Source organism: Sulfitobacter sp. M05 (genome assembly GCF_029285175.1).
In the GTDB taxonomy this organism is placed as follows: Bacteria; Pseudomonadota; Alphaproteobacteria; order Rhodobacterales; family Rhodobacteraceae; genus Sulfitobacter.
In genome coordinates this window covers 1-20,338 of record NZ_JABEDH010000003.1, presented here as the reverse complement: position 1 = coordinate 20,338, position 20,338 = coordinate 1, and the positions used below count along the sequence as shown (strand labels likewise).

Sequence of the window (20,338 nt, the reverse complement as noted above, 5' to 3'; positions counted from 1 at the left end):
GCCCGGCCGCTCCTGCCCTCTATTTCCCGAAACGCGTTCGCACAGCCGGCAGCACGATGAGGCCGGCAGCAACGATCAGAAGGCCAAGTGTCATAGGCCGCTCCAAAATGAATGACACCCCACCATACAGCTGCATTGACCGCGAAAAATTATCTTCCAGCATTCCCCCAAGGATGAACCCAATCAAAAGCGGCGGCAGGGGAAAATTCGCGAACTTCAGGGCAATACCGCAAATTCCGAACCCTACCAGCATCAACAGCTCTGTCGCATTGTTCTGCCCGATGTAGGCCCCCATCAGCGTAAAGAACAAGATGAAAGGGATCAGGAAATTGCGGGGGATTGCCAGCAATTTCGCGATGTATGGAATGAGCGGCAGATTGAGGATCAACAAGACCAGATTGCCGATAAACATCGACATAATAACCGCCCAGAAAATCTGTGGATCATCCACCATCAGGCGCGGGCCCGGCGTGACATTCAATGCAATCAAAGCACCCAGCAAAATCGCCGTGGTGCCCGACCCCGGGATGCCCAAAGTCAGCAAGGGCACAAACGAACCGGTACAAGCGGCATTATTGGCGGTTTCCGGCGCGGCAAGCCCCTTGATCGACCCCTTGCCGAATTCGGCCTGTTCCGCTTTGGGCGCTATATTGCGCTCCACCGCGTAGCCGAGAAAAGATGCAATCGTGGCACCGGCACCGGGCAGGACGCCGATAAAGAACCCCTGAATCGACTGGCGCCCGATCACCGGCGCAATTGCGCGCGCTTCGGCGCGGGTGATGCGCAAATCTTTGATTTCGCCGCCGTCCTGACCGAGGTTTTTGGGCTTCAGCACAAGGAACACCGCCTCGGGCAAGGCGAACATTGCCATCGCAAGCGTGATGAAACCAAAACCCGATTGCAGATCCATAATGCCAGCGGTGAAACGCGGCATGTTGAACAGGGCCCCCTCTCCTACCGTCGCCATGATCAGGCCAAGAACCGTCATCATCACGGCTTTGGTCACCTGCCCCGGTCCGGCAAAGGCCGCAATCGCCGACAAACCAACCACCATCAGAGAGAAATATTCAGCAGAGTGGAACAGCAACGCCACAGAGGACAACATCGGTGCAAAGATCATCAAAAGGATTGCGCCGATTGTCCCCCCCGCGAAACTGGCAATGGCGGCGATGGTCAGTGCCTTACCCGCCTTGCCCTGACGCGCCATCGGATAGCCATCAAAACTGGAGGCGACCGTGCCAGCGACACCCGGCGCATTCAGCAGGATTGACGAGGTCGAACCGCCAAAAATTGCGCCATAATAAACGCCCGCTAACAGGATCAGCGCCGCAGAGGGGTCCCCCATGGTAATCGCCACTGGGATCATGATCGCGATGATCGACATCGGGCCAAGGCCGGGCAGCATCCCGATGAATGTCCCGATCAGACAGCCCCCGATGACAACCAGCAGGTTTTGCAGCGACAGGGCCGTTTGCAGGCCAATCAAAATTCCTTCAAGCACCTCTTATACCCCCATCACGAAGATCGGCAGCGGACGCAGAAAAATGCCCAGCACCTCCTGCACCAGATACCAGACGGCGCCGGTAGCAATCAGCGCGACGGGCACCATCACATGCCATTTTCGTTCCCCCAGAATGAAGGACCCAATAATCAGGAACGCCGATGTCGAGAATACAAATCCAAGCGGGCGCAGGCACAGCGCATAGACAACCATCAATCCCAGCAGGAATAACGCCTGCCCCAGAAAATAATCCCCTAAACGGCGATGATCGATATCGCCGATCTTTTCCTCGCCTTTTTCAAGCCCGAGCAAAATAACCAGCGATGCACCAATACCAAGAATTGAAAGAACCTTGGGGAAGGTGCTTGGCCAGATCGGATTGCGCCGCATAAAAGGCGCAAGATCTGCGTCCATCAAGAACCACGCGGCATACCCGTACACAATGCAGATGCCCAATAGAACAAGTGCGATCCAGCGATCCAAGGCCATCAGCCACCCCTAACATTTTCAGAAATTCGTAAATTTGGGGCAGAGCGCGTATCACGCTCTGCCGGTCCGGTTTCCGCTTAGAGGAAGCCCAGTTTCTTCATCAAATCGCCGATGGCTTTTTCCTGCCCTTCAAGGAAGGTACGGAAGTCATCACCGGAATTGTGAATATTTACCCAGCCGTTGCGGGCGCGAACGGCCTCCCATTCGGGTGTGTCATACATGGCTGCGATTGCGGCTTGATACTGCGACAGCTTTTCACCGGACATGCCCGGCGCGCCAAAGAAACCACGCCAGTTCACGAAGGTCGTATCGATGCCCTGTTCCATCATGGTCATGGCCTCTGGTGCCGCATCAACCCGCGCGTCAGAGGTAACGCCAATGATTTTGACCTCGCCCTGATTGGCCAGATCAACAGCCTCGGAAAACCCGGTCGACAAGGCCTTGATTTCGCCTGACAACAGGGCCGCCATCGCAGTGCCGCCCGCGTCATAGGGGATATAGTTCACGCCCAGCGCGTCACGTCCAGATGCTTCCATCACCATGGCTGCAACAAGGTGGTCCATGCCCCCCGGAACAGAACCGCCACCGATTGGCGTGCCAGCCGGATCGGCGTCAAAGACCGCAAGAAAGTTCTCCATATTGGAAATGTCGCTGTCTGCGGGCACAACAAGCGCGGCATAATCGCCTATTGTACCGGCCACCAATGTCAGATCGCGGAAATTATGCGGGAACACACCGGTCAGGGAACGGATCACAATCGGGGTCGAGTTGACCATCAATGTGCCTTCAAGGCTGTCGGCATTTTCAATCATATACCCGATCGCAACACCACCGCCGCCACCGGACATGTTTTCGTAGGACGCAGACCCGACAATGCCGGATTTCGTCAGCGCTTCGCCAGTGCCACGCGCGGTACCATCCCAGCCACCGCCCGCACCCCCGGGGATAACAAAATGGATGCTATCAAGAATTTGATGGCCGTCCGCAAAAGCTGGTGTTGCAAAGCCAAGAGTGGCGAGGGCCGTTGCCATCAGGGCGCGACGGCCCAATTTCATCGTTGTCATGTTCTTCTCCCATTTGGTAGCCGTTCTCCTCACAGCCCCGTCCGAAGAACAAAGCACAGTAACCTGACACAAACCTGTCACGTCTATTTTTGGATATTTTGCGCCCATGAAGTACCTGCTCGTCGAAGACAATCTGGACCTCGCGGATGCCATTGCATCACGCATTAGATTAGATGGGCACATCGTTGATCACGCTGCAAAAATCGAAGACGCTACGGCCTTTTCGGCAACCGGTGATTATGACCTGATCCTGCTGGATATCATGTTGCCTGACGGGGATGGCCGCAGCTTCCTCAAGCAACAACGCGCAGCGCAAAACGACACCCCGATTATTGTCCTGACAGCGCGAAGTCAGGTGTCTGATCGAATCAGCATGTTGGATCTGGGGGCCGATGATTACGTGACCAAGCCGTTTGATCACGCCGAATTGCAGGCCCGATGCCGAGCTGTATTGCGCAGGAAATCAGGCTCAGCGCATTCAGTTCTCACAATCGGCGACGTCGAATTTGACACGCTTGCTGGGCATTTGACGGTAAAAGGAAATCACATAAACCTGCGCAATCGGGAGCTGCGCCTTCTGGAATTACTGATCACTGCCAAAGGACAGGTTTTCTCCAAGCAAAAGTTGGTAGACCGCCTGTTCTCTTACGACGATGACGTTTCTGAAAACGCAATTGAGGTCTATATTGGGCGCCTTCGCAAACACCTTGAAGGATCACGCGTCCAGATAAAAACACTTCGCGGCATAGGGTACAGGTTGGATGATAACGGGTAATGTGAACGTCGCAGGATCGTTAAGAAACCGGTTGGGCCTTATTCTGACCGGCGGAGCGGCTGTGATGGCGGTGATCCTATTCGTCGTCGTGCGCGCATTGGCAACGCAAGTCGCACAACAGGGCCAAGACAACATCCTGAATGCGTCTTTGTCCTCAATCCTTGACACCGCTGTTGTTCGGGACGGCAGTGTGACTTTGGATTTTCCCTATTCGTCGTTTTCCATGCTTAGCACCAACGCGGATGACCGCGTGTATTACGCGATTTACGAAGACGGTACGCTGTTGTCTGGCTACGAAAAGCTGCCCGCGCCGGATGTCCTGAAAGCGGACCATCGCCATTTCGACACCGCCAGTTTCAGCGGCGAGAAAATTCGCATCGCCTCTGGGGCACGGCTTTTGCTTGCATCGGACGGACCGCGTACCGTTTCGGTCTCTGTCGCCCAGACCCAAGATGCCCTGTCTGAGACACTGAACGCGATTTCGCGCAATGTTGCGCTCTTGGGGGTCGGTTTTTTCATTTTGTCGTCCGGATTGGCTTTGTGGGCCGCCTCAACAACAAGCAGCCAGTTGCATCGTCTGACCCGTTCCGTAACCCGCCGCGGCCCTCAGGACCTAAGTCCTGTCACCAAGGCCGTGCCCACTGAAATGGGGCCATTGGTGGGGTCTTTGAACATGTTCATGCAGCGTCTGGACCATACGCTTCAGCAATCTGAGGACTTTATCGCTGAGGCGGCACACCGCATCCGCACACCGTTGGCGACAGTTCGATCTCATGCCGAGGCGACGTTGCAAAGGGTGGAACACGCCGAGAACCGGGCGGCACTGCAATCCATGGTCCGCGCGATTGACGAAAGCAGCCGTGCCGCTGGGCAGCTTCTTGATCATGCAATGGTCACGTTTCGTACCGAAAACCTGAACATGGAAGAGGTTGATCTGGTCGAGGTCCTGCAAGATCTGGTGCAAAGGATGACCCCCGTTGCCGAAATGAAAGATATTGCGCTGTCGTTGCAGACAGAAGGGCCTGCCGTTCTGGCTGGGGATGCCATTTTGCTGCAAAATGCCCTGCGCAACCTGATCGATAACGCCTTGAAATATGCGCCGTCTGAGACCGATGTCGTGATCAGAACTGCCAAGGATGATGGGATCAGCATCAGTATTCTCGACGATGGGGCGGGTTTCGACCTTGCTGAAATGCACACCCTGTCCGGACGTTTTGTGCGTGGCAAGGACACGGGCAACAAAATCGGATCAGGGCTTGGCCTGACCATCGCCCAAGAAGTCACCACAGCGCACGGCGGCACCATGACCTTGCGCAACAGACCGGAGGGCGGCGCATGCGTTACCTTGTCCTTTTAGTATCACTCCTTTTGCCAAGTGCCCTCACCGCTCAAGAATGGGAGGACAGGCAGGTCTTTGGCACCTCCGAGGCGGTTTCCCTGCGCATCCTCTCCAGCACGGACACATCGTTCTTCGCGCCCATCATCGAGGATTTCATCGAGACAGCACCGCATATTTCTGTTGAATACCTTGTGACCGGCACGGTTGATCTTGACCATGCGTTTCGGGCATCGCCGGCGGATTTTGACGTTGTGATCTCCAGCGCCATGGATTTGCAGTTCAAGCTTACCAACGATGGTTTTGCCGCGCCGCTTGTTGATCTGGACCATCCAGAATGGGCGCAATGGCACGACCGCTTATTTGCCTTCACCTCCGAACCGGCCGCGATTGTGATTAATCGCAAGGCCTTTGGCGACCTGCCATTGCCCCGCAGCCGGCAGGATTTGATTGCATTGATGCGCGCCCATCCTGACCGGTTCCAAGAACGGGTTGGAACCTATGACGTAAGGCAATCCGGCTTGGGCTATCTCTTTGCCACACAGGACGCACGGGCATCGGAAACCTTCTGGCGTTTGATGGAAGTGATGGGCCGGACCGGCGCAAGGTTGTATTGCTGCTCAGGGCAAATGATCGACGATCTGCGCAAAGGTGAGCTGGTGATGGCCTATAACGTCTTGGGCAGCTACGCGCAGGCGCAGGCGGAACAATCAGAGGAACTGACAGTCATTTTGCCCTCGGAGTTCCCAACAACCATGATGCGGACCGTTCTTATGTCCAAAGACGCACGGTCGCCGCAGGCGGCTGAGGGTTTTATCCGGCACCTGCTCATGCTTCAGGAAACCGGCGATGCACTCAAATTCCCTCTGCCCCCTCTGACGCAATCGCAAAACGACGACCTGCTGCGCACGATCAACCTTGAACCGGCGCTGATTACCTATCTGGACAAGATCAAGAAACAGGCCTTCATGCGTGAATGGGAGAATGCGCTGGTTCAAGAGTATCGGAACTATACCCCTTAAAGCCAATTGCTTGCGCCGAAAGATCACTCTAACCCGAAGTGATCCCCCAGGGCCGCGACAATCACACCCAGTGCGTGCGCGCGATCTGTGCCGACAGGATCGGTGCAAACAGGATCGTCCTGTTCCTCGATCAAAATCGCCTCCCCGGCAGGTTTGCACAGTCCAAGGGCGGTGAAATGGGTCGCAGGTGCCACGACTTTCACCGTGGCCTGCGGCACGACCTCCTCAAAACCGCTGCCTGTGGCGCGGGTGTCTGTCGCCGCCAGGCGGTCCCCCCCCGCTCCCAGCCCAAGCAACAACAACGGTGCCGTCACATTGCGCACATCCTTGGGGGTCAAATTCCAGGTCAGTCCGGGATCAATCGCCGCAACACCGCTGATACGGGTATCCTTGTAAGATGCCTCGTATTTCTGTTGGTCGATTGCGGTGATGTCCACGCCGACAGCAGTCAGTTTGGCACAAAACCGTGATCCCGCACCCGCGGCCTCGCAATAGTCGAAAAAACCATTGCGATTGCCCTGAACACCGGCCAGCGATAGCGCCGTCCACCCCCCATAGGAAAAGCCAGCGGCATAGATCCGGGAACTGTCGATATGTGGCGCAAAACCTGGGTCTTGCAGCAAATGATCCAATCCAACCGATAGATCCTTGGCCCGGGTCCAATGGTGAAAGGCCGTGTCAAAATCCAGATCTCCGGTTGTGCTGCCGGGATGGTTCACGGCCAAGACAATTGCCCCTTTCTCGGCCAAACCCGCCGCAAGCCACGCCAATCGGGCATAATTACTGCCCCACCCGTGAGACAATAAGACAAGCGGATATTTCCCGGGCAAAGGGGGCGCGTCCCGATGCACCACAGTGCCGTGAAATACCGCGTTCTCGGCAAAGAGGCTCTGGTTCTGGCCTGCGCTGGGGAACAGAACCGCCATCAGCAAGTCGCGATCATGATGCGGCACGGCTATGCTCAATTCGACAAGGCCGACCTCGCCAGCGGCGGTTTCGCTGGCGGTCAATACAGTGAGGGCAAGGGCAAGAGCAACAAGTGCAAGTTTCATAACGGGCCTATCCGATTGGGAATTTCATCGGTTCATTCAAAGACCCCTGCGGTTTTTTGCGACCTCAATCCGGTTTAAGGTCGTACAAATCAGGATTTAGGTCCTATCAAGTGAAAAACGGACCCGCGCCCGATGCCAGTTTTGCCAATTCCCGTGATCATTGCCCTCTTGCTGACAGGGTTACTTGTGCATCGCGTTACGACCCGCAGCACACACCCCACGCTTTTGGTCCTTATCGGATGCTGCGCGGCACAGAGCGCCATGATCGCGCTGGTTCAATATTATGACATCTCCGGTCTGAAACGGTTCCAGCCGCTTTTGCCAACCCTGATCCCTGCGGTGGCGTGGCTGGCATTCCGTCAGTCGTCGCTAGGCCGTCTGCGCCGGCAGGACCTTTACCTGCACATGGCAGGGCCAGCCTTTGCGCTGATTTGTTTTGTGTACAGCCCGCAATTGCTGGACCTGCTGATCCCGCTGCTTTTTGCCGGCTATGGCACCGCCATCGCGGTCACCCTGCTGCGCGGTGAAGACAGTATGCCCCACAGCCGTCTGGAAAACGGGCGCATTACGCTTCTGGTGTGGCGCGTGCTGGCTGCAGCCCTGCTCCTGTCCGCAAGCGTCGACGTGTTCATTGAACTGCGCCGGGCAGCGGGGGATACGACAATACTGCTCTGGCTGCCCAGTCTGTTTTCCTCGATCACATTGTTCGTTCTGGGCGCGCTCGGTCTGTCACACGCGATTGAGACCCAAAGCGCGGACAACGACACCCCGCTTACCTACTCCCCACAAGACAAGGAACGCGATACGGCCATCATCACAAAGCTTGAAACATACATGCAGACAAACAAGCCATACCTCGATCCTGATCTTACGCTGGTCCGGCTGGCGCGTAAAATGCAGGTGCCAGAGAAACAGCTGTCCAGCGCCATCAACAAAGGCAAAGGCGAGAATGTATCGCGCTACATCAACCGGCAACGCATCTTGTTTGCCTGCAACGCCCTGAAAGACGGTAAATCCGTGACAGAGGCAATGCTGGCCAGCGGTTTCAATACAAAGTCAAACTTTAACCGCGAGTTTTTAAGGGTGATGGGGGTTAATCCACGGCACTGGCTGCAATCAGCCTCGAAACAGGTGCTGGCGGAACAACCAGACCAAACGAGCAAAGCGTGAAGAGCCAATTATTCTGCGGCGCGCTGCCCTGCTGCCGTCAGGATTTCTTCAGAATACGGTCCAGGGCAACTGCAACATCGCGGATCTTCACTGTGCCGGCATTGGACTGACTTTGCAGCGAACTCAGAACCGAAACTTTCAGTTCTTTTGTTGTCTTGCGCGAGCCAGCGGTGACTGGAGCCCGGTTTGCTTGTGCTTTCACAGGCTGAACAACAGCGCCGGTCCGCGATTGGTACGCGCCATTTGACTGGGCTTTCTTATACGCGTTCACGCAAAGATTTTGCGACAGGGTAACCGGCTGATGTGTCATGTGCATTTGTTCAGACCTCGTTTTGAGGTGTTCAGCATTGATCGGACAGACGCAGGTTTCAATTCCTTGCTGCAATTGTGCCTTAATTTCGCCTTTATTGTGCCAGCAGGCGCGCCAATGCGCAAAATACAGCGGGATATGACGGGATTCTGAAACGGCGGTGGATAAATTTGGACCGTGAATTGGGCATTTGTGTTGAAATTGTGTCCTACCGATTCGGCGCGGCGTACCGGTTCCCGGCCTCAAATGCGCCCTGTACCCGACCGCTTGTCTCAGTTGACCCAGCCTGTCGCCAGCCTAGTTTCCCAATTCGCATGATCCGCGGCCTTGGCCAGTTCGACCATTCTGCGCGGATCGTAAGGTATATGCCGAAATGCCGTCACCCATCCGCCAGCCTTTCTTTCAACAACCGCATAACAGGCAGCGCCTGTGCCGGTCTGAACCAAATGAGGCACGGGCCTGTCGTCACCATAACCCGGACACCCAACACTTCCCGGATTCAACAGGACCCGTCCATCGGGCAGGTCAATGCGGCGGGGAAGATGGGTGTGGCCGCATAGCAAGAGACTTGCTGTGATCTCGCTGGCCTCGGAATTGATCTCCTCCCGTGATCTCAGGACAACGCCACCCTTTGATGATACCGCCTCCATCCAATAGGTCGTGTCACTGTCTGGTGTGCCGTGGCAGGCGAAAATATCCTCCGACACCCAAAGTACCGGCGGCAGTTCCCGAAGCCATTTCAGGTGCCGCGCCTCCAGCTGATCAAAGGCAACCCGATCAATCGACCCCATATCCTCCGGTCTTTTCTCGACAAGCCACCGATCATGATTGCCGCGGATCGACGGCATCCCCTGCGCCAATAGCAGTTCGGCCGTTTCGCGCGCGGCCATTGGTCCGCTAAGGTGATCACCAAGATTAACAATGCTGTCGATCCCCTGATCCGAGATGTCGCGAAGGACCGCCACCAAAGCATCAGCGTTGCTGTGAATGTCCGAAATGACAGCGAAACGGGTAGGGTCAAAGGTGTTCATTCAGCGAACCTATCGCACTTCGCAAAAACCGTGAACTACTTATCCCTGCCCTGCTCTCGCGCCTTTTTTGGGTTTCGCCCGCAGCAGCAACGGGCCATAGAAGAAGGCGAAACCGGCGAAGGCCATTAGCCAGAACACCCCGGAAAGGACGGTCAGGTCAGCGACCTGCGGTGTCAGGAACCGCGTTACGGCAGCGGCAAAAACACAGAGGTAAATCGCCACGGTCGCCTTATCCGCCGTTAGGTCCCGTCCTGTATGACCCAACGTGGCACGGGTCATCACCGCAAGGGTCATGCTGCCTATTGCCCCGGCCATCCAGAGATGTTGCGCCCCGGCAGTGCCAGCATTGCCCGTGATCAAATCAACGCCCAGCGCAAACGCCCCCAAAGGAACGAAGGCATAGGCCGCATGAAGGACCACCACCAAAGGCTCGGCCAGCGTATGGTGCCCCTGCCAGCGAACGAGGCGGACCAGATGCAAAAAGCCAAAGGCCAACAGGCAATACCCGGTTGCAAATGACATGGGCGAAAGCGTCCAGAGTGCGAGGATTGGAAGGCTGCTCAGTAAAACCGCCTTGTCAAAACCCTGCATCGGTGGGGAGGGGCGCACCGGATGTTGGACCCGAGCCAGCCAGTTGCCAGTGAAAGACGGAATGATCCGCCCGCCAATAACAGCGATCATCATCACAGCCGTCGCCAGCCCAAGCCGCTGCCCATAACCCTGCGCCGCGTAATCGCCAGCAAGCGCTTCGGCGTGAAACAGCCCGTTGGCCATCGTAAAGACTGTCAGTAACGCAAGCACAAGAAGGTTGCGCCAGTTTTTCCCGGCAATGATTTCGCGCAGGATCATGAGGCCGAACACAATTGGAAACGCCAGGTCGACAACCGGGGCCACAAGCGGCGGCAGCATCTGCGAAAACGCGATACAAATCCGCCCCGCGCCCCAAAGTGCGAATAGCCCCGCCAGCCGCCAGCCAACAATCGGCAAACGACCCGTCCAGTTGGGCACAGCCGTCAGCAGGAAACCGGCAAGCACAGCTCCCATATAACCAAAAAGGAATTCATGCGCATGCCACGAGCCACTGTCATATCGCATTGGCAAATCAAGCACGCCCATCAGCATGGCCAGCCACAGGCACATCGCCACCACGACCCAAATCGCGCCAAAAAGGAAAAAGGGACGAAACCCGAAACTGAACAACGCCGGACCTTGCCAATTGCGCATCTGCTCTGCTGATTTCTGTGCCATCATCGCGGCTCCGTCACGACGCGGGTATTGCTTAGAACAGTTCCGTCTTCCGAACAGGTCAAACGTATCCGCGTACCAGCGTGCAAGAAGGTCAGCCTGAACTTACCGGCGTCTTCTCCCTCGCCGGTTTCAAAACGGGATGTAATCTCCCCTGCCCGCATCAAGGCTTGCACCTTTTTCGGTGCCATATCCAGTAGTGCGCCAAGGTCGCCTGCATCTATCGTGGGCTGGCTGCCGGTCATGTCGATTTTCATGTCACGTCCCCCTGTTTGCCTGACCCATCAGGCGGCGAATACGTTTGGCAAAATACCATATCGCCGGAAGCCCCAGAATAGCACCGATCAGGATGGAAGCGCACGTCGAAAGGACCGAGCCTCCGACCCAACTAAAGATCAAAGATGCAAAGAAGACATTGACCGCGACTGCATCCGCCCCGAACGGATAAAGCACAGGAGCGATCCTGCGCGTGGACCATCCCGCCTTGCTCATCTGCGCGACACCAGCCAATGCACCGCTGCCATACGCAGGACCAGAGTGATACAGGCCATTGCATACCAGAACTCGGCAGTTGCGGATTGCGCCTAAGGAATAGGCCGGTCGAAACCATCCGCGAACAACCGCGATCCCAAAAGAACGAAAGCCGAGGTCAGAGGAAGAAAGAAACGCATGTCAGGTCTCCTGTGTCAGTCGGTCGATCTCAGCGTTTGGATGACACCGCCGCTGACGCTGGAGGTTGCGAGCCGGTTGATCGAGGATGGCACGGCAGCCAAATTGGCTGACCGGCAACAGCGCGTCGCCAAACTTCGACAGCAACGCTCCCAACGCGTTCTGGGGGCTGACGCGATCCTTAATCTTTCGGATGGTTTCCACCTCTGGCTACCGTTGCCGGAAGGTTGGCGTGCCGACATATTTCGCGCGGAGTGTGCTAGTCTGAACGTTCAGGTCAGTGAAGGTCGCAGCTTCGCGTTTAATGGGCCGGAAGCCATTCGCCTCTGCGTCAGTCACGAGGCAAACGAAGAGAGGCTGCAACTTGGCTTGGAAACTGTCGCAGGTGTGCTGCGGCAAAAGCCTAATGGATTCCCGATGGTGATCGGATTTGTTGCCAACGCGGTAAGCTGCTGTTCGTCCACAATGTGGCATCGGCTAAAGTGGGTTCATCCGGCACCTTCGTCGCGCTCTGAACAAACGGCTTGTCTGGTACATACCCCTTTCGCTGTATCGAATCCGAGCATAACAGATGCAGATTTTCGAGACATCCGCTGCGGGTGCGCCAATTGCCGCTTCGGTCAAGCTTAACGAATTGGCGAACTGATATCGACCACTGAGCCTGACGGATCACGCAGCATTAAACGTCGTTGGCCATATGGCAAGTCAGTCGGCTCTTGGATGATGTCGGTTTGCATAGAAACAGCCCGGGCATGCACCTCTTCTAGATCGTTCACCACGAACGTAAGGATATTGCCAGTAGAGCCGGACGAAAACCCATCGGGAACAGTCTCATGATCTCTATCTAGAACGCCCATCTCGAACGTCGGCATTTCGTCATGCGACAAGACGATGAACCAGCCGAAATCTCCAGCGCGTTTCATCCCCAATAGATCTTCATAGAAGCTAGCCGTCCCTTCAACGTTATTGCTCAGGATGTTCGTAAAGGCTCGATTCATTATTTTTCCCTCTCAGCATACACATGTGCATGTTGATTACGACATACGTAAGTGTATGTCTAGGTTATGGAAGCAACTGCATTGACACCTGAAGATTGGCTAGACCTCGCTTTGGTAGAGTTGAAGGACTGCGGCTACAACGCTCTAAAGGCGCAACCGCTGGCCAAGAAATTAAATGTAACCAGGGGGAGTTTTTACCACCACTTTGAAAGCCTTGATGACTTTCATGCTGCTGTCATTGCTCACTGGTCCGAGCGTTCCAGCCGTCACCTTATCCAAAGGGCACAGGACGTTGATGATCCGCAGCAAGCGCTAGATGAATTGCTACAAAAAACACTTCGTTCAGGTGAGGAATTGGAACGCGCTGTTAGATCGTGGTCGACAGTCAAAGCATCTGTCGCCAAGGCCGTTGATCGTGTTGACCAAGAGCGGATCGGTGTGGCAGAAGCAATTCTCGTCAATGGTGGGGTGCCAAAGTCCGCGGCAATGGCCCGAGCGAAACTGTTGTACTGGGCAGCGATAGGGCGACTTATGCTTCCGTTTCCTGCCAACAATCTACTGTCCCAAAGCGAAATTTCCGACCTTGCGACGTTGATGCTTCATGACAGCAAGTAAGACTTTCACTGCAACGCCGAACAATGGAAGTAGGGCTCTCCTTCGGCCTTATGTATCAAACGCACCAAGCCTTCCAGTATCCTATAATTTCGGATATCCAATCATAAGTTTTTTCTGGGGTTTGCATCTTGAAGTTAGCGAAAAGACTGTTGATCTTGTTCATCGCCCTTGTGGGGGCGGTTAATCTCGCCTTCTTCGTGTACTGGTACAGCGTGTCGGAAGTAACGGCTATTATGCCTGTTAGCCCCACAGGCTACACTGTCGAAGCGCTGGCCTTGAATGTTACGATCCTTGAGATGATATTGGTACTTGTAGGCTTTATCCTCGCGGCTTTGGGGCTTTTCGGCTATACTGAGATCAAGAATGCTGCCGTTAGGGCCGCAGTCGAGGCCGCAGAGAAAGAAGCCCGCGAGACTACCAGTGAACAAATCAAGCTGTATCAGCAGACTATAAGTAAAGCGCAGGGCGAAGCGCCGGAACATAGCGGCAACTACGGCCTAGGCGATCAACCAATTGAGGGCGCGACACCCGCGCAGGATGAATGAACCAGACGTACCCAGAGCAACTAGACATTATCCAAAGGCACCAGATCGCTGCACCAGTGCAGACTGTCGCCTTGGCGGATGATCTGGGCCTAAAAGTCTGGCACGTTCCTAACTGGCCTGATGATTTGTCCGGCAAGATTGTAAAGTCTGCTGAACAGGGCGGAGCGTCTGGTTACGCGATATATGTGAACAAGGGTCATCACATCAATCGTCGCCGGTTCACTACCGCACATGAGATTGCCCACTTTATTCTGCACAGGCAGTTTATTGGTGACGGGATCGTGGATGATGGATTGTATCGAAGCAGGTTGAGTAATTCGATGGAAGTGCAGGCTAACAAGATGGCCGCTGATATCTTGATGCCTAGGCATTTGCTCAATCAACACATCTCTAACGGTGTGAACTCCGTTTCAGAACTGGCACGGATATTTCAAGTGTCTGAAAGCGCAATGTCGTTTCGCGTGGGAACGCCCAATTAAAGCCGAACTTCAGTAACGTGTATTGCTGAAAGACATTGGAGCATAAACGCCGCGCTGAATTTCCCGCGTGACAGCTTGTTGCGCACATTAGGCTCTTTATCCCCAATCAACTCGGCAAGATGGGCGTAAGTAACGCCCTGCCGTTTCAATTCCGCTTTCAAAATGTTTGCCGCTTTGGCTTCCCAATCGCTCTGATCTGGCATGATATCGCTCCATAAGTGATAAAGGCATCATATGTGTGATATTTGCCATTGTAAACGTGATCTACATGTACTATATTTGTGATATAGGTAATCACAGAGAGTACAATGCCCCAGCACTTCCTTCTTTCAGCAACATCTCGGACGCTCTCTTTGCGTTCGATTTACAAAGCTGGCGAAGATGCTGCGTACCAGACGTTCTGCGAAATGCGCTGGCCCGAGACAGATGGCGAAGCCGTTTGCCCATGCTGCGGCTTTGATGAAGCGTACAAGATCACCACCCGCCGCAAATTCAAGTGCAAGGCGTGCCACCACCAGTTCAGCGTTACCAGCGGCACAATCTTTGCATCGCGCAAGATGGACTTTGTAGACCTGTTAGCCGCGATCTGCATCATCGTGAACGCATCCAAGGGCGTGAGCATGGTTCAACTGAGCCGCGATCTGGATTGCCAGTACAAGACCGCATTCGTGTTGGCGCACAAGCTGCGTGAGGCAATGGCGCAGGAAGTCCACACGGGCGAAGTTCTTGAAGGTCACGTTGAAATCGACGGCGCATACTTTGGTGGTCACATCCGCCCAGAGAACGCCAAGGCAGACCGCAAGGACCGCCGCTTGAAGCAGCACCAGACAGGCAAGCGCCGCGTTGTGATCGCCATGCGTGAGCGTGAGGGCCGCACATTGCCTTTCGTTGGCATGTCTGAGGGTGAAGGCGTCGCACTGGCAAACGAGAATGTGAGCCGCATAGCCACCATGTCAGCGGATGAAGCGTCACATTGGGATGAACTGCACTTGGGCCACCACGTTGATCGCGTGAACCACTCCGAGATTTACAGCGACGATGGCAAGCACACCAACTTGGTTGAAAGCTTCTTTAGCCGCCTGCGCAACATGGTGCGCGGCCAGCACCACCACGTTTCACCGCAGTACCTACACCAGTATGCAAACCACGCTGCATGGCTGGAAGACAACCGCCGCACGGACAACGGGACGCTGGCGAAGATCGTTGTGTCTAACTCTATGGCAGCGCCCGTGTCTCGCCAGTGGAAGGGGTATTGGCAGCGGGCGGCATAACCCTAACCGCTGCCATCTGAAACTAGAGCTTTCCCAAAGTTTTCTTCGACTTTGTCGACGCAATCATCTTGGCACCAACAGGTGCCGGAAGTTTCCCAAGTTTCACCTGCCCGTTCAGATAGGTTGGAAAGAAATCCTTTAGGTATTCCTTCTTTAGCCATGATCTGAATTCAGCCAAGGCATCGTCTGGATAGCACCAAGGGTGTTGGGGGTTTGAAAGAGCCTGCGGGAAGTAGTCTGGATAGTTATGCTCAAATTTCAGCCGCATCCCATAGACAGACTCCAGGTTTTCAGCAGTCCATTTTTTACCCCAACGCTGTCCAACACTGATATCTGGAACAATTTTTGGGCCCACAGATATGCCCGCATTGATCATTGGGACTATCAGACTGGCGATCTCTCTGAAAATGCTAAAATATCCATCCGGAGCGGAATCTGCCGTTAGCGAAACCCTGTCGTGGAATTGCCGCCAAGAAATGTCGACAGACCCGCTCGGGTTATAGCCGACTTGAGCAAACACAAAGTCATTCAATCCCTTCTTGGCTAGGACTCGATAACTCTTTAGTGCTTGATCTCTAGAGCCTTGATTGCTCTCGAATGCGTAGTATTCGAGTATTGCCATGCAGACGTGAGACGGGATAGCATGGTTTACTGTCCCGTCTTTTACTACCGCGAAAAAGGCAACAGAAGTATCAAACCCTTGCTCTCGGATGATCTCTTTGATCCGCTTTTCCCTAGGCTTGGCAGACTCATCATCCCAGTTGTTGGTAATACGGACGATAACGGCGGAATCGACACCGCACATTCTCGCTAAACCCCGAATATTGAGGAACGGCGTCCCGTCATTTAGGACGCCCATCCCGACGCCGTCGACTTCTTTCTCTACGACTATCTCTAGGTCAAATTCCTGCTGATAGCCGATGACCGGAGGTGTTTCGTTGGGCATTTTGCATTTCCTTTTCAATCACTTAGGGTGGTGACGTCAAGGCCTATACGAATGCTAAAACATAGTAGATAATAGCAGTTGTAAATAGAGGGTCGAACAGGCCTTCGTCGGCTTGGATCAGATGTGCAAAATCTGACCCAAGCCTTTATTGTAACATTTAGGTGAAATGTCAATCTGGGCCACGTTGGGCACGATGCGGTAAATCTCAGCTATTCGGCCAGCCGCCACAAACACCCATCCGGCCCGAAGTCCTGCACCACATGCCCATCCTTCTGCTGGCGCTGAATGGCGTCACGCACCCGCTTTAGCACATCGGGGTACATGTCCTCGTCCCAGCCCTTAGCGTCCATGATCTGCGCCGCAATCGTTTCATCATCCGCAGGCGCTTGTCGCAGCATGTCGATGATAGTCAGCTTCAACTCACTGCGCCCGAATAGCTGCTTGTACTTGCCACGCGCTGGAATGGCCTTGGGGTCGTCCTCATAGCCGCATATCACCAGAGCGCGGTCTATGGCGTCCAGATCAGTCTTGAGGGCATCAGCGGCCTTCTGCGCGACCTTGTGCTGGCCTGCTATCTCGCCGCGTTTCTTGATTAAGCCGTGTATAACGATTGATTGTCCCATCCGGGCATTATGGATTCACAGCCTTGTTTTTATAAGCTATATTGCTGGTGCGTTTGATACATAAGGCCGGACCTTACCGACTTTCGCTGCGGCTGTGCCAATGACTGCTGAACAATACATTAGATTTAAGAACGATCATATTTGCCGCTGTCGCCAAGGACATCCCAGACCGGATCGTTGCAGCTTGACACAATGATACTGGTTTCCATGAGGCGTATTAGCGTTCAAAGAAATCTCATCCGTCCATCGAAATCACCAGGTTTAGTCCACCAAAACAGCCCCGATCCCGTGCGACGTACAAACGGGTTCAATTCTAGCAAGAGCGCTGTTTTCTGTTCTGGATCGATGCTGAGATCGACAACAGTGTTGTCTACATGAAGGGCGGGCAACAGGTGCTGTAAGAGCACCTGAATGGTATTCTCGATCTGAGCCGCATAGTGGTGAATTTGCAAATAGCGTTGGTCGCAATGATACTGGCTTACACCAATGACAGAGCGGTTTTTGATGAAAACGCGAAACTCGCTCCAACGCGGAATATTGAGGTGCGGGCGTAGGTACAACAGGCGTTTTTTCTTGGCTGATACCATGGCCCTCGCAACGGTTTGCACCCGCGCATTTCGCTGTGCCAGCGTCAGTGCGGCTTGTGTCCCGGTGTAGATAGGCAAAAGCCGACCAGGCCCCAACTTGAAACTGCACAGACCCAGTCGCAGAAACGCGCCCGTGCTCTGGAAATCTGCCAAGGCCTCGTCTAATTTGTCCTGGCTGTCAGGGGTGATGGCTTTGGCCTCACCCGTCAAGCAGGCAAAGTCATCTGCCTCAAGTTCGACCTGGGCCATCGGCCCCATCAGTGCACGTATGGCGTCGGGATATGCGGCAATATCCGCCGCCCAGACGACCGGGCCAAAACCAGTCATTGCGTTCATAGCGCCTCTTTGGGCGCAAGGTTGTTCATGAAGTCGGCGAAGCTGTCGGCAACCCATCCTAACCCACGCGTGTTATCGCCCGTCATCCACGGGTCTTTGGCTGGGGTCCAGACGTAAACCTTGCCATAGTCGGGGTCACCTTTGGAGACGTTGATGAGGACGTCCGAGGGGCCTGGTTCAGCGTAGCCGATAAACGCCAAGAAGCGTGGTAGCAAGTCTTCGGCCTCGTCGTCATAATAGTTGCGCCGTGTCGAAAGCCGTAGATTTCTTAAACTGCCAAGCCATTCGATTTCGAAAATAATGACACCGTCGTGGAATTGCCCGAGAAAACACGACCCACGATCCCGCAACGCGGCTCCTTCGGAACGACGCATGAAGGCGATGTAGTCATCCGGCAAAAAGATATCACCTACCGGATCTTTGATGGTGAACGAACCATCCGTATTCAGATCAAGTTCGGCAGGATCGTTTAACTGCCAGTTTTCGCGCCATACCAGTTCAGACATGTGTTCCCTCGTCTCGAATATCTCTAGAATTCAGGTGATTGGTTAATCGAAGCGTCGCCGCTATGCGACAGCGCCCCGTGAATGTCTGCATCCACGTACTGCATCGTCGCCCCGTCGCCGGAATGGTGCCAATGCCCACCGCTCGGGTCGCGATGGGTGTCACCGTACTGATCCCGCCAAGTCCCCCAAGACGCATTGCGATCCGCACCACGCTCTCCTGTAAGACTTTGTTCGATTTCCACCGACCAGGCATTTCCATCCGGTCCAGCAGACCCTCTCGGCGGAAAACCGGACAAGTCAGGCTGGCCGTTTGAATAAGGAATGCCGCGCGCCCCATGTTCGTCGAGCGCATCCGCCAGATCACCTCCGGTTCTGTCGTTTGGGTTGGGGATGAACGTGCCTTCGCCCGGCGGTGCAGGCGATCCGTCCGGATTTCGAAACGACCCCGTGCTTTCGGCGGGCAAATTTCGTCCATGCTGAGAGTACATATCTCGCAACTCTGCGTCGCGCGCCGCACGGCACACCTCATCTTGGCAGCCTTCGTATTTGCGCATGATGTCGTCGCGTCGCTGCTGCATCCTTCGGCGCAGGACACCAGACGCGGCCTTTCGTCGAGCGATCTCTGAAACGCGCTGAAACTGCCGGCGTCCGGCACTCAGGAGTTCTTCGGCCTGCTGCACGCGACGGGCGACTCGACCGCCTCGGAACCAGCCTTTGAATACGTCGCCAAGCACCGGAACAAAGCCGATACCGTCCACAATCGCTGCGCCGTAATTGCCGCCAGCCACGTTGCGCGCCAAAGAGATACCGTCAGCGACCTGCCCCCCAACCGGACTGAGCGAAGCAACCAGCAGGCCCGCCTCAACACCTGCATCGACCCATTCCGCCTGCGCTGCATCCAACCGTGTCTGCGCCGCACGCACATCGGGCGTGTCAGGTGCTTGGGTGTTGTTAAGGATATCAGTCATCTCCGCGCCCCGCGCCACGAAGGGTTAGTCGTTGTCATGGAACTGGCTCCAAGGATCGGTCTCATCTTCATCGATAGGTGCGTCCAGCTCCGCCTTGGTCATATCAGAATACGCCTTTAAATCCAGTACGTTACCGGACACCAATCTGGGGTGCCAATAGCGGTCGTCGCAATTGACTTCGGCCCGGTGCCATGCCGCATCATCGGCGTCCCATAGCGCGTTTACACGGGTTTCGGCAGGGGTTTCACGATCTTCAAAGATCGCCTTGAATGGTTCAATCTCAAAGAGGTTGGGGCCCAACAGCCAAAAAAGGCTCATGACTTGGCCTTGATCTGAAGTCACCTCAAAACCGAAATGCTTGAGATAGGCGCGAGCTGATTTTGTATTGCGAAGACACTCTACGCGCATCAGTTCCCGGCGTGGGATCGGATGCATTTCTGGCATAATTTCATCAACAAACCATTCCGCAAAGGCGACATCCGACATCGGCGGGCCTTGCATCTGTCGTCGCGATAATCTGAAAGACATGCGCCACCTGTCCATATTTCGAAATTGTGTACATGTTAAATCATACGATAAGCGCTAGAGTATTGCACCACTCACCGAAAGCTAGAAAGAATATTCTTGTGTATATTATGCTACTCTTTGCGCCTGCTGATTGGTTTTTCCAGAGTGGACCTGTCACGGTTTGATGCCGCTCCTTTGATAGCATTTATTGCAGCAAAGGAGATGAACTATGGGACTGAAACGGACGGACGAATTCCGCCAAGATGCTGTGCGGATTGCATTGACAAGCGGGC

26 protein-coding genes are annotated in these 20,338 nt (G+C 54.8%); 9 read left to right on the top strand and 17 right to left on the bottom strand.

Annotated features, from left to right (window positions below):
• Positions 1-19: 19 nt before the first annotated feature.
• The 3 genes from HKX44_RS13800 to HKX44_RS13790 form a co-directional block, all read right to left on the bottom strand.
• Positions 20-1,501, bottom strand: a complete 1,482-nt coding sequence (locus HKX44_RS13800) for a tripartite tricarboxylate transporter permease (RefSeq protein WP_276151944.1) — start codon at positions 1,499-1,501, stop codon at positions 20-22.
• A gap of 3 nt (positions 1,502-1,504) precedes the next feature.
• On the bottom strand, positions 1,505-1,990 hold the full coding sequence (locus HKX44_RS13795) for a tripartite tricarboxylate transporter TctB family protein (RefSeq protein WP_276151943.1): 486 nt from the start codon (positions 1,988-1,990) through the stop codon (positions 1,505-1,507).
• Positions 1,991-2,067: 77 nt separating this feature from the next.
• Entirely contained in the window at positions 2,068-3,054 is a 987-nt protein-coding gene (locus tag HKX44_RS13790; RefSeq protein ID WP_276151942.1) for a tripartite tricarboxylate transporter substrate-binding protein, read from the bottom strand.
• A 106-nt stretch (positions 3,055-3,160) separates the two neighbouring features.
• On the opposite strand from HKX44_RS13790, the gene HKX44_RS13785 reads away from it, so the two are divergent.
• Genes HKX44_RS13785 through HKX44_RS13775 form a run of 3 tightly spaced genes read left to right on the top strand, consistent with a single transcriptional unit; the run spans position 3,161 to position 6,187 of the window.
• Positions 3,161-3,829 carry a response regulator transcription factor gene (locus tag HKX44_RS13785; protein ID WP_276151941.1) on the top strand — a complete coding sequence of 223 codons (669 nt, stop codon included), beginning with the start codon at positions 3,161-3,163 and terminating at the stop codon, positions 3,827-3,829.
• Entirely contained in the window at positions 3,816-5,186 is a 1,371-nt protein-coding gene (locus HKX44_RS13780; protein WP_276151940.1) for a sensor histidine kinase, read from the top strand. The genes HKX44_RS13785 and HKX44_RS13780 overlap by 14 nt, the downstream gene beginning before the upstream one ends.
• On the top strand, positions 5,165-6,187 hold the full coding sequence (locus HKX44_RS13775) for an ABC transporter substrate-binding protein (RefSeq protein WP_276151939.1): 1,023 nt from the start codon (positions 5,165-5,167) through the stop codon (positions 6,185-6,187). The genes HKX44_RS13780 and HKX44_RS13775 overlap by 22 nt, the downstream gene beginning before the upstream one ends.
• A 23-nt stretch (positions 6,188-6,210) precedes the next feature.
• Here the strand turns inward: HKX44_RS13775 and HKX44_RS13770 are convergent, their stop codons facing one another.
• Entirely contained in the window at positions 6,211-7,239 is a 1,029-nt protein-coding gene (locus HKX44_RS13770) for a prolyl oligopeptidase family serine peptidase (protein ID WP_276151938.1), read from the bottom strand.
• A 132-nt stretch (positions 7,240-7,371) separates the two neighbouring features.
• Between HKX44_RS13770 and HKX44_RS13765 the strand changes: the two genes are divergently transcribed.
• Positions 7,372-8,409 carry an AraC family transcriptional regulator gene (locus HKX44_RS13765; protein WP_276151937.1) on the top strand — a complete coding sequence of 346 codons (1,038 nt, stop codon included), beginning with the start codon at positions 7,372-7,374 and terminating at the stop codon, positions 8,407-8,409.
• 37 nt (positions 8,410-8,446) lie between these two features.
• On the opposite strand, the gene HKX44_RS13760 is transcribed toward HKX44_RS13765, so the two are convergent.
• Genes HKX44_RS13760 through HKX44_RS13740 form a run of 5 tightly spaced genes read right to left on the bottom strand, consistent with a single transcriptional unit; the run spans position 8,447 to position 11,487 of the window.
• Positions 8,447-8,965 carry a hypothetical protein gene (locus tag HKX44_RS13760; protein WP_276153138.1) on the bottom strand — a complete coding sequence of 173 codons (519 nt, stop codon included), beginning with the start codon at positions 8,963-8,965 and terminating at the stop codon, positions 8,447-8,449.
• 26 nt (positions 8,966-8,991) lie between these two features.
• The gene (locus tag HKX44_RS13755; RefSeq protein ID WP_276151935.1) at positions 8,992-9,750 is read right to left on the bottom strand and encodes a metallophosphoesterase family protein; all 759 of its coding nucleotides are present in this window, start codon (positions 9,748-9,750) and stop codon (positions 8,992-8,994) included.
• A gap of 39 nt (positions 9,751-9,789) precedes the next feature.
• Positions 9,790-10,998: an NnrS family protein gene (locus tag HKX44_RS13750; protein ID WP_276151934.1), complete on the bottom strand. Its 1,209-nt coding sequence runs from the start codon at positions 10,996-10,998 to the stop codon at positions 9,790-9,792.
• Positions 10,998-11,252 carry a DUF6522 family protein gene (locus HKX44_RS13745; RefSeq protein ID WP_276151933.1) on the bottom strand — a complete coding sequence of 85 codons (255 nt, stop codon included), beginning with the start codon at positions 11,250-11,252 and terminating at the stop codon, positions 10,998-11,000. Before HKX44_RS13745 ends, HKX44_RS13750 begins: the two co-directional genes overlap by 1 nt.
• Before the next feature lies 1 nt (position 11,253).
• Complete coding sequence (locus HKX44_RS13740; protein WP_276151932.1) at positions 11,254-11,487, bottom strand: NnrT protein; 234 nt, start codon at positions 11,485-11,487, stop codon at positions 11,254-11,256.
• A 177-nt stretch (positions 11,488-11,664) separates the two neighbouring features.
• Between HKX44_RS13740 and HKX44_RS13735 the strand changes: the two genes are divergently transcribed.
• Entirely contained in the window at positions 11,665-12,294 is a 630-nt protein-coding gene (locus HKX44_RS13735) for a hypothetical protein (RefSeq protein ID WP_276151931.1), read from the top strand.
• Here the strand turns inward: HKX44_RS13735 and HKX44_RS13730 are convergent.
• A complete protein-coding gene (locus HKX44_RS13730; RefSeq protein WP_276151930.1) occupies positions 12,291-12,662 on the bottom strand; it encodes a VOC family protein in 372 nt (123 codons plus the stop codon). The two genes, HKX44_RS13735 and HKX44_RS13730, sit on opposite strands and share 4 nt — an antisense overlap.
• A 66-nt stretch (positions 12,663-12,728) precedes the next feature.
• On the opposite strand from HKX44_RS13730, the gene HKX44_RS13725 reads away from it, so the two are divergent.
• From HKX44_RS13725 to HKX44_RS13715, 3 genes are all read left to right on the top strand, one after another.
• On the top strand, positions 12,729-13,277 hold the full coding sequence (locus tag HKX44_RS13725; protein WP_276151929.1) for a TetR/AcrR family transcriptional regulator: 549 nt from the start codon (positions 12,729-12,731) through the stop codon (positions 13,275-13,277).
• Between the two features lie 155 nt (positions 13,278-13,432).
• Positions 13,433-13,822 carry a hypothetical protein gene (locus HKX44_RS13720; protein ID WP_276151928.1) on the top strand — a complete coding sequence of 130 codons (390 nt, stop codon included), beginning with the start codon at positions 13,433-13,435 and terminating at the stop codon, positions 13,820-13,822.
• Positions 13,819-14,301, top strand: a complete 483-nt coding sequence (locus HKX44_RS13715; protein ID WP_276151927.1) for an ImmA/IrrE family metallo-endopeptidase — start codon at positions 13,819-13,821, stop codon at positions 14,299-14,301. Before HKX44_RS13720 ends, HKX44_RS13715 begins: the two co-directional genes overlap by 4 nt.
• Here HKX44_RS13715 and HKX44_RS13710 read toward each other — a convergent pair.
• Complete coding sequence (locus HKX44_RS13710; protein ID WP_276151926.1) at positions 14,298-14,504, bottom strand: DUF6471 domain-containing protein; 207 nt, start codon at positions 14,502-14,504, stop codon at positions 14,298-14,300. The genes HKX44_RS13715 and HKX44_RS13710 overlap by 4 nt on opposite strands.
• A 105-nt stretch (positions 14,505-14,609) precedes the next feature.
• On the opposite strand from HKX44_RS13710, the gene HKX44_RS13705 reads away from it, so the two are divergent.
• Positions 14,610-15,572 carry an IS1595 family transposase gene (locus HKX44_RS13705; protein ID WP_276151925.1) on the top strand — a complete coding sequence of 321 codons (963 nt, stop codon included), beginning with the start codon at positions 14,610-14,612 and terminating at the stop codon, positions 15,570-15,572.
• Between the two features lie 22 nt (positions 15,573-15,594).
• On the opposite strand, the gene HKX44_RS13700 is transcribed toward HKX44_RS13705, so the two are convergent.
• The 6 genes from HKX44_RS13700 to HKX44_RS13675 all read right to left on the bottom strand — a co-directional run bounded on the left by HKX44_RS13700 (position 15,595) and on the right by HKX44_RS13675 (position 20,024).
• A complete protein-coding gene (locus HKX44_RS13700) occupies positions 15,595-16,518 on the bottom strand; it encodes a hypothetical protein (protein ID WP_276151924.1) in 924 nt (307 codons plus the stop codon).
• 209 nt (positions 16,519-16,727) lie between these two features.
• Positions 16,728-17,141 carry a hypothetical protein gene (locus HKX44_RS13695; protein ID WP_276151923.1) on the bottom strand — a complete coding sequence of 138 codons (414 nt, stop codon included), beginning with the start codon at positions 17,139-17,141 and terminating at the stop codon, positions 16,728-16,730.
• 224 nt (positions 17,142-17,365) lie between these two features.
• A complete protein-coding gene (locus tag HKX44_RS13690; RefSeq protein ID WP_276151922.1) occupies positions 17,366-18,064 on the bottom strand; it encodes a hypothetical protein in 699 nt (232 codons plus the stop codon).
• Complete coding sequence (locus HKX44_RS13685) at positions 18,061-18,570, bottom strand: SMI1/KNR4 family protein (protein ID WP_276151921.1); 510 nt, start codon at positions 18,568-18,570, stop codon at positions 18,061-18,063. The genes HKX44_RS13690 and HKX44_RS13685 overlap by 4 nt, the downstream gene beginning before the upstream one ends.
• 23 nt (positions 18,571-18,593) lie before the next feature.
• Positions 18,594-19,538, bottom strand: coding sequence for an HNH endonuclease (locus HKX44_RS13680; RefSeq protein ID WP_276151920.1), 945 nt, complete (start codon positions 19,536-19,538; stop codon positions 18,594-18,596).
• Between the two features lie 24 nt (positions 19,539-19,562).
• A complete protein-coding gene (locus HKX44_RS13675; protein WP_276151919.1) occupies positions 19,563-20,024 on the bottom strand; it encodes a hypothetical protein in 462 nt (153 codons plus the stop codon).
• Between the last annotated feature and the right edge of the window lie 314 nt (positions 20,025-20,338).

What these genes read in the sequence shown, in the direction of transcription:
- HKX44_RS13705 (WP_276151925.1), top strand. Translation starts at nt 14,610, where the DNA reads ATGCCCCAGCACTTCCTTCTTTCAGCAACATCTCGGACGCTCTCTTTG.
- HKX44_RS13740 (WP_276151932.1), bottom strand. Translation starts at nt 11,487, where the DNA reads ATGAGCAAGGCGGGATGGTCCACGCGCAGGATCGCTCCTGTGCTTTAT.
- HKX44_RS13745 (WP_276151933.1), bottom strand. Translation starts at nt 11,252, where the DNA reads ATGAAAATCGACATGACCGGCAGCCAGCCCACGATAGATGCAGGCGAC.
- HKX44_RS13700 (WP_276151924.1), bottom strand. Translation starts at nt 16,518, where the DNA reads ATGCCCAACGAAACACCTCCGGTCATCGGCTATCAGCAGGAATTTGAC.
- HKX44_RS13755 (WP_276151935.1), bottom strand. Translation starts at nt 9,750, where the DNA reads ATGAACACCTTTGACCCTACCCGTTTCGCTGTCATTTCGGACATTCAC.
- HKX44_RS13780 (WP_276151940.1), top strand. Translation starts at nt 3,816, where the DNA reads ATGATAACGGGTAATGTGAACGTCGCAGGATCGTTAAGAAACCGGTTG.
- HKX44_RS13730 (WP_276151930.1), bottom strand. Translation starts at nt 12,662, where the DNA reads ATGAATCGAGCCTTTACGAACATCCTGAGCAATAACGTTGAAGGGACG.
- HKX44_RS13710 (WP_276151926.1), bottom strand. Translation starts at nt 14,504, where the DNA reads ATGCCAGATCAGAGCGATTGGGAAGCCAAAGCGGCAAACATTTTGAAA.
- HKX44_RS13715 (WP_276151927.1), top strand. Translation starts at nt 13,819, where the DNA reads ATGAACCAGACGTACCCAGAGCAACTAGACATTATCCAAAGGCACCAG.
- HKX44_RS13765 (WP_276151937.1), top strand. Translation starts at nt 7,372, where the DNA reads ATGCCAGTTTTGCCAATTCCCGTGATCATTGCCCTCTTGCTGACAGGG.
- HKX44_RS13690 (WP_276151922.1), bottom strand. Translation starts at nt 18,064, where the DNA reads ATGAACGCAATGACTGGTTTTGGCCCGGTCGTCTGGGCGGCGGATATT.
- HKX44_RS13725 (WP_276151929.1), top strand. Translation starts at nt 12,729, where the DNA reads ATGGAAGCAACTGCATTGACACCTGAAGATTGGCTAGACCTCGCTTTG.
- HKX44_RS13775 (WP_276151939.1), top strand. Translation starts at nt 5,165, where the DNA reads ATGCGTTACCTTGTCCTTTTAGTATCACTCCTTTTGCCAAGTGCCCTC.
- HKX44_RS13750 (WP_276151934.1), bottom strand. Translation starts at nt 10,998, where the DNA reads ATGGCACAGAAATCAGCAGAGCAGATGCGCAATTGGCAAGGTCCGGCG.
- HKX44_RS13695 (WP_276151923.1), bottom strand. Translation starts at nt 17,141, where the DNA reads ATGGGACAATCAATCGTTATACACGGCTTAATCAAGAAACGCGGCGAG.
- HKX44_RS13680 (WP_276151920.1), bottom strand. Translation starts at nt 19,538, where the DNA reads ATGACTGATATCCTTAACAACACCCAAGCACCTGACACGCCCGATGTG.
- HKX44_RS13795 (WP_276151943.1), bottom strand. Translation starts at nt 1,990, where the DNA reads ATGGCCTTGGATCGCTGGATCGCACTTGTTCTATTGGGCATCTGCATT.
- HKX44_RS13785 (WP_276151941.1), top strand. Translation starts at nt 3,161, where the DNA reads ATGAAGTACCTGCTCGTCGAAGACAATCTGGACCTCGCGGATGCCATT.
- HKX44_RS13735 (WP_276151931.1), top strand. Translation starts at nt 11,665, where the DNA reads ATGTCAGGTCTCCTGTGTCAGTCGGTCGATCTCAGCGTTTGGATGACA.
- HKX44_RS13675 (WP_276151919.1), bottom strand. Translation starts at nt 20,024, where the DNA reads ATGTCGGATGTCGCCTTTGCGGAATGGTTTGTTGATGAAATTATGCCA.
- HKX44_RS13770 (WP_276151938.1), bottom strand. Translation starts at nt 7,239, where the DNA reads ATGAAACTTGCACTTGTTGCTCTTGCCCTTGCCCTCACTGTATTGACC.
- HKX44_RS13790 (WP_276151942.1), bottom strand. Translation starts at nt 3,054, where the DNA reads ATGACAACGATGAAATTGGGCCGTCGCGCCCTGATGGCAACGGCCCTC.
- HKX44_RS13685 (WP_276151921.1), bottom strand. Translation starts at nt 18,570, where the DNA reads ATGTCTGAACTGGTATGGCGCGAAAACTGGCAGTTAAACGATCCTGCC.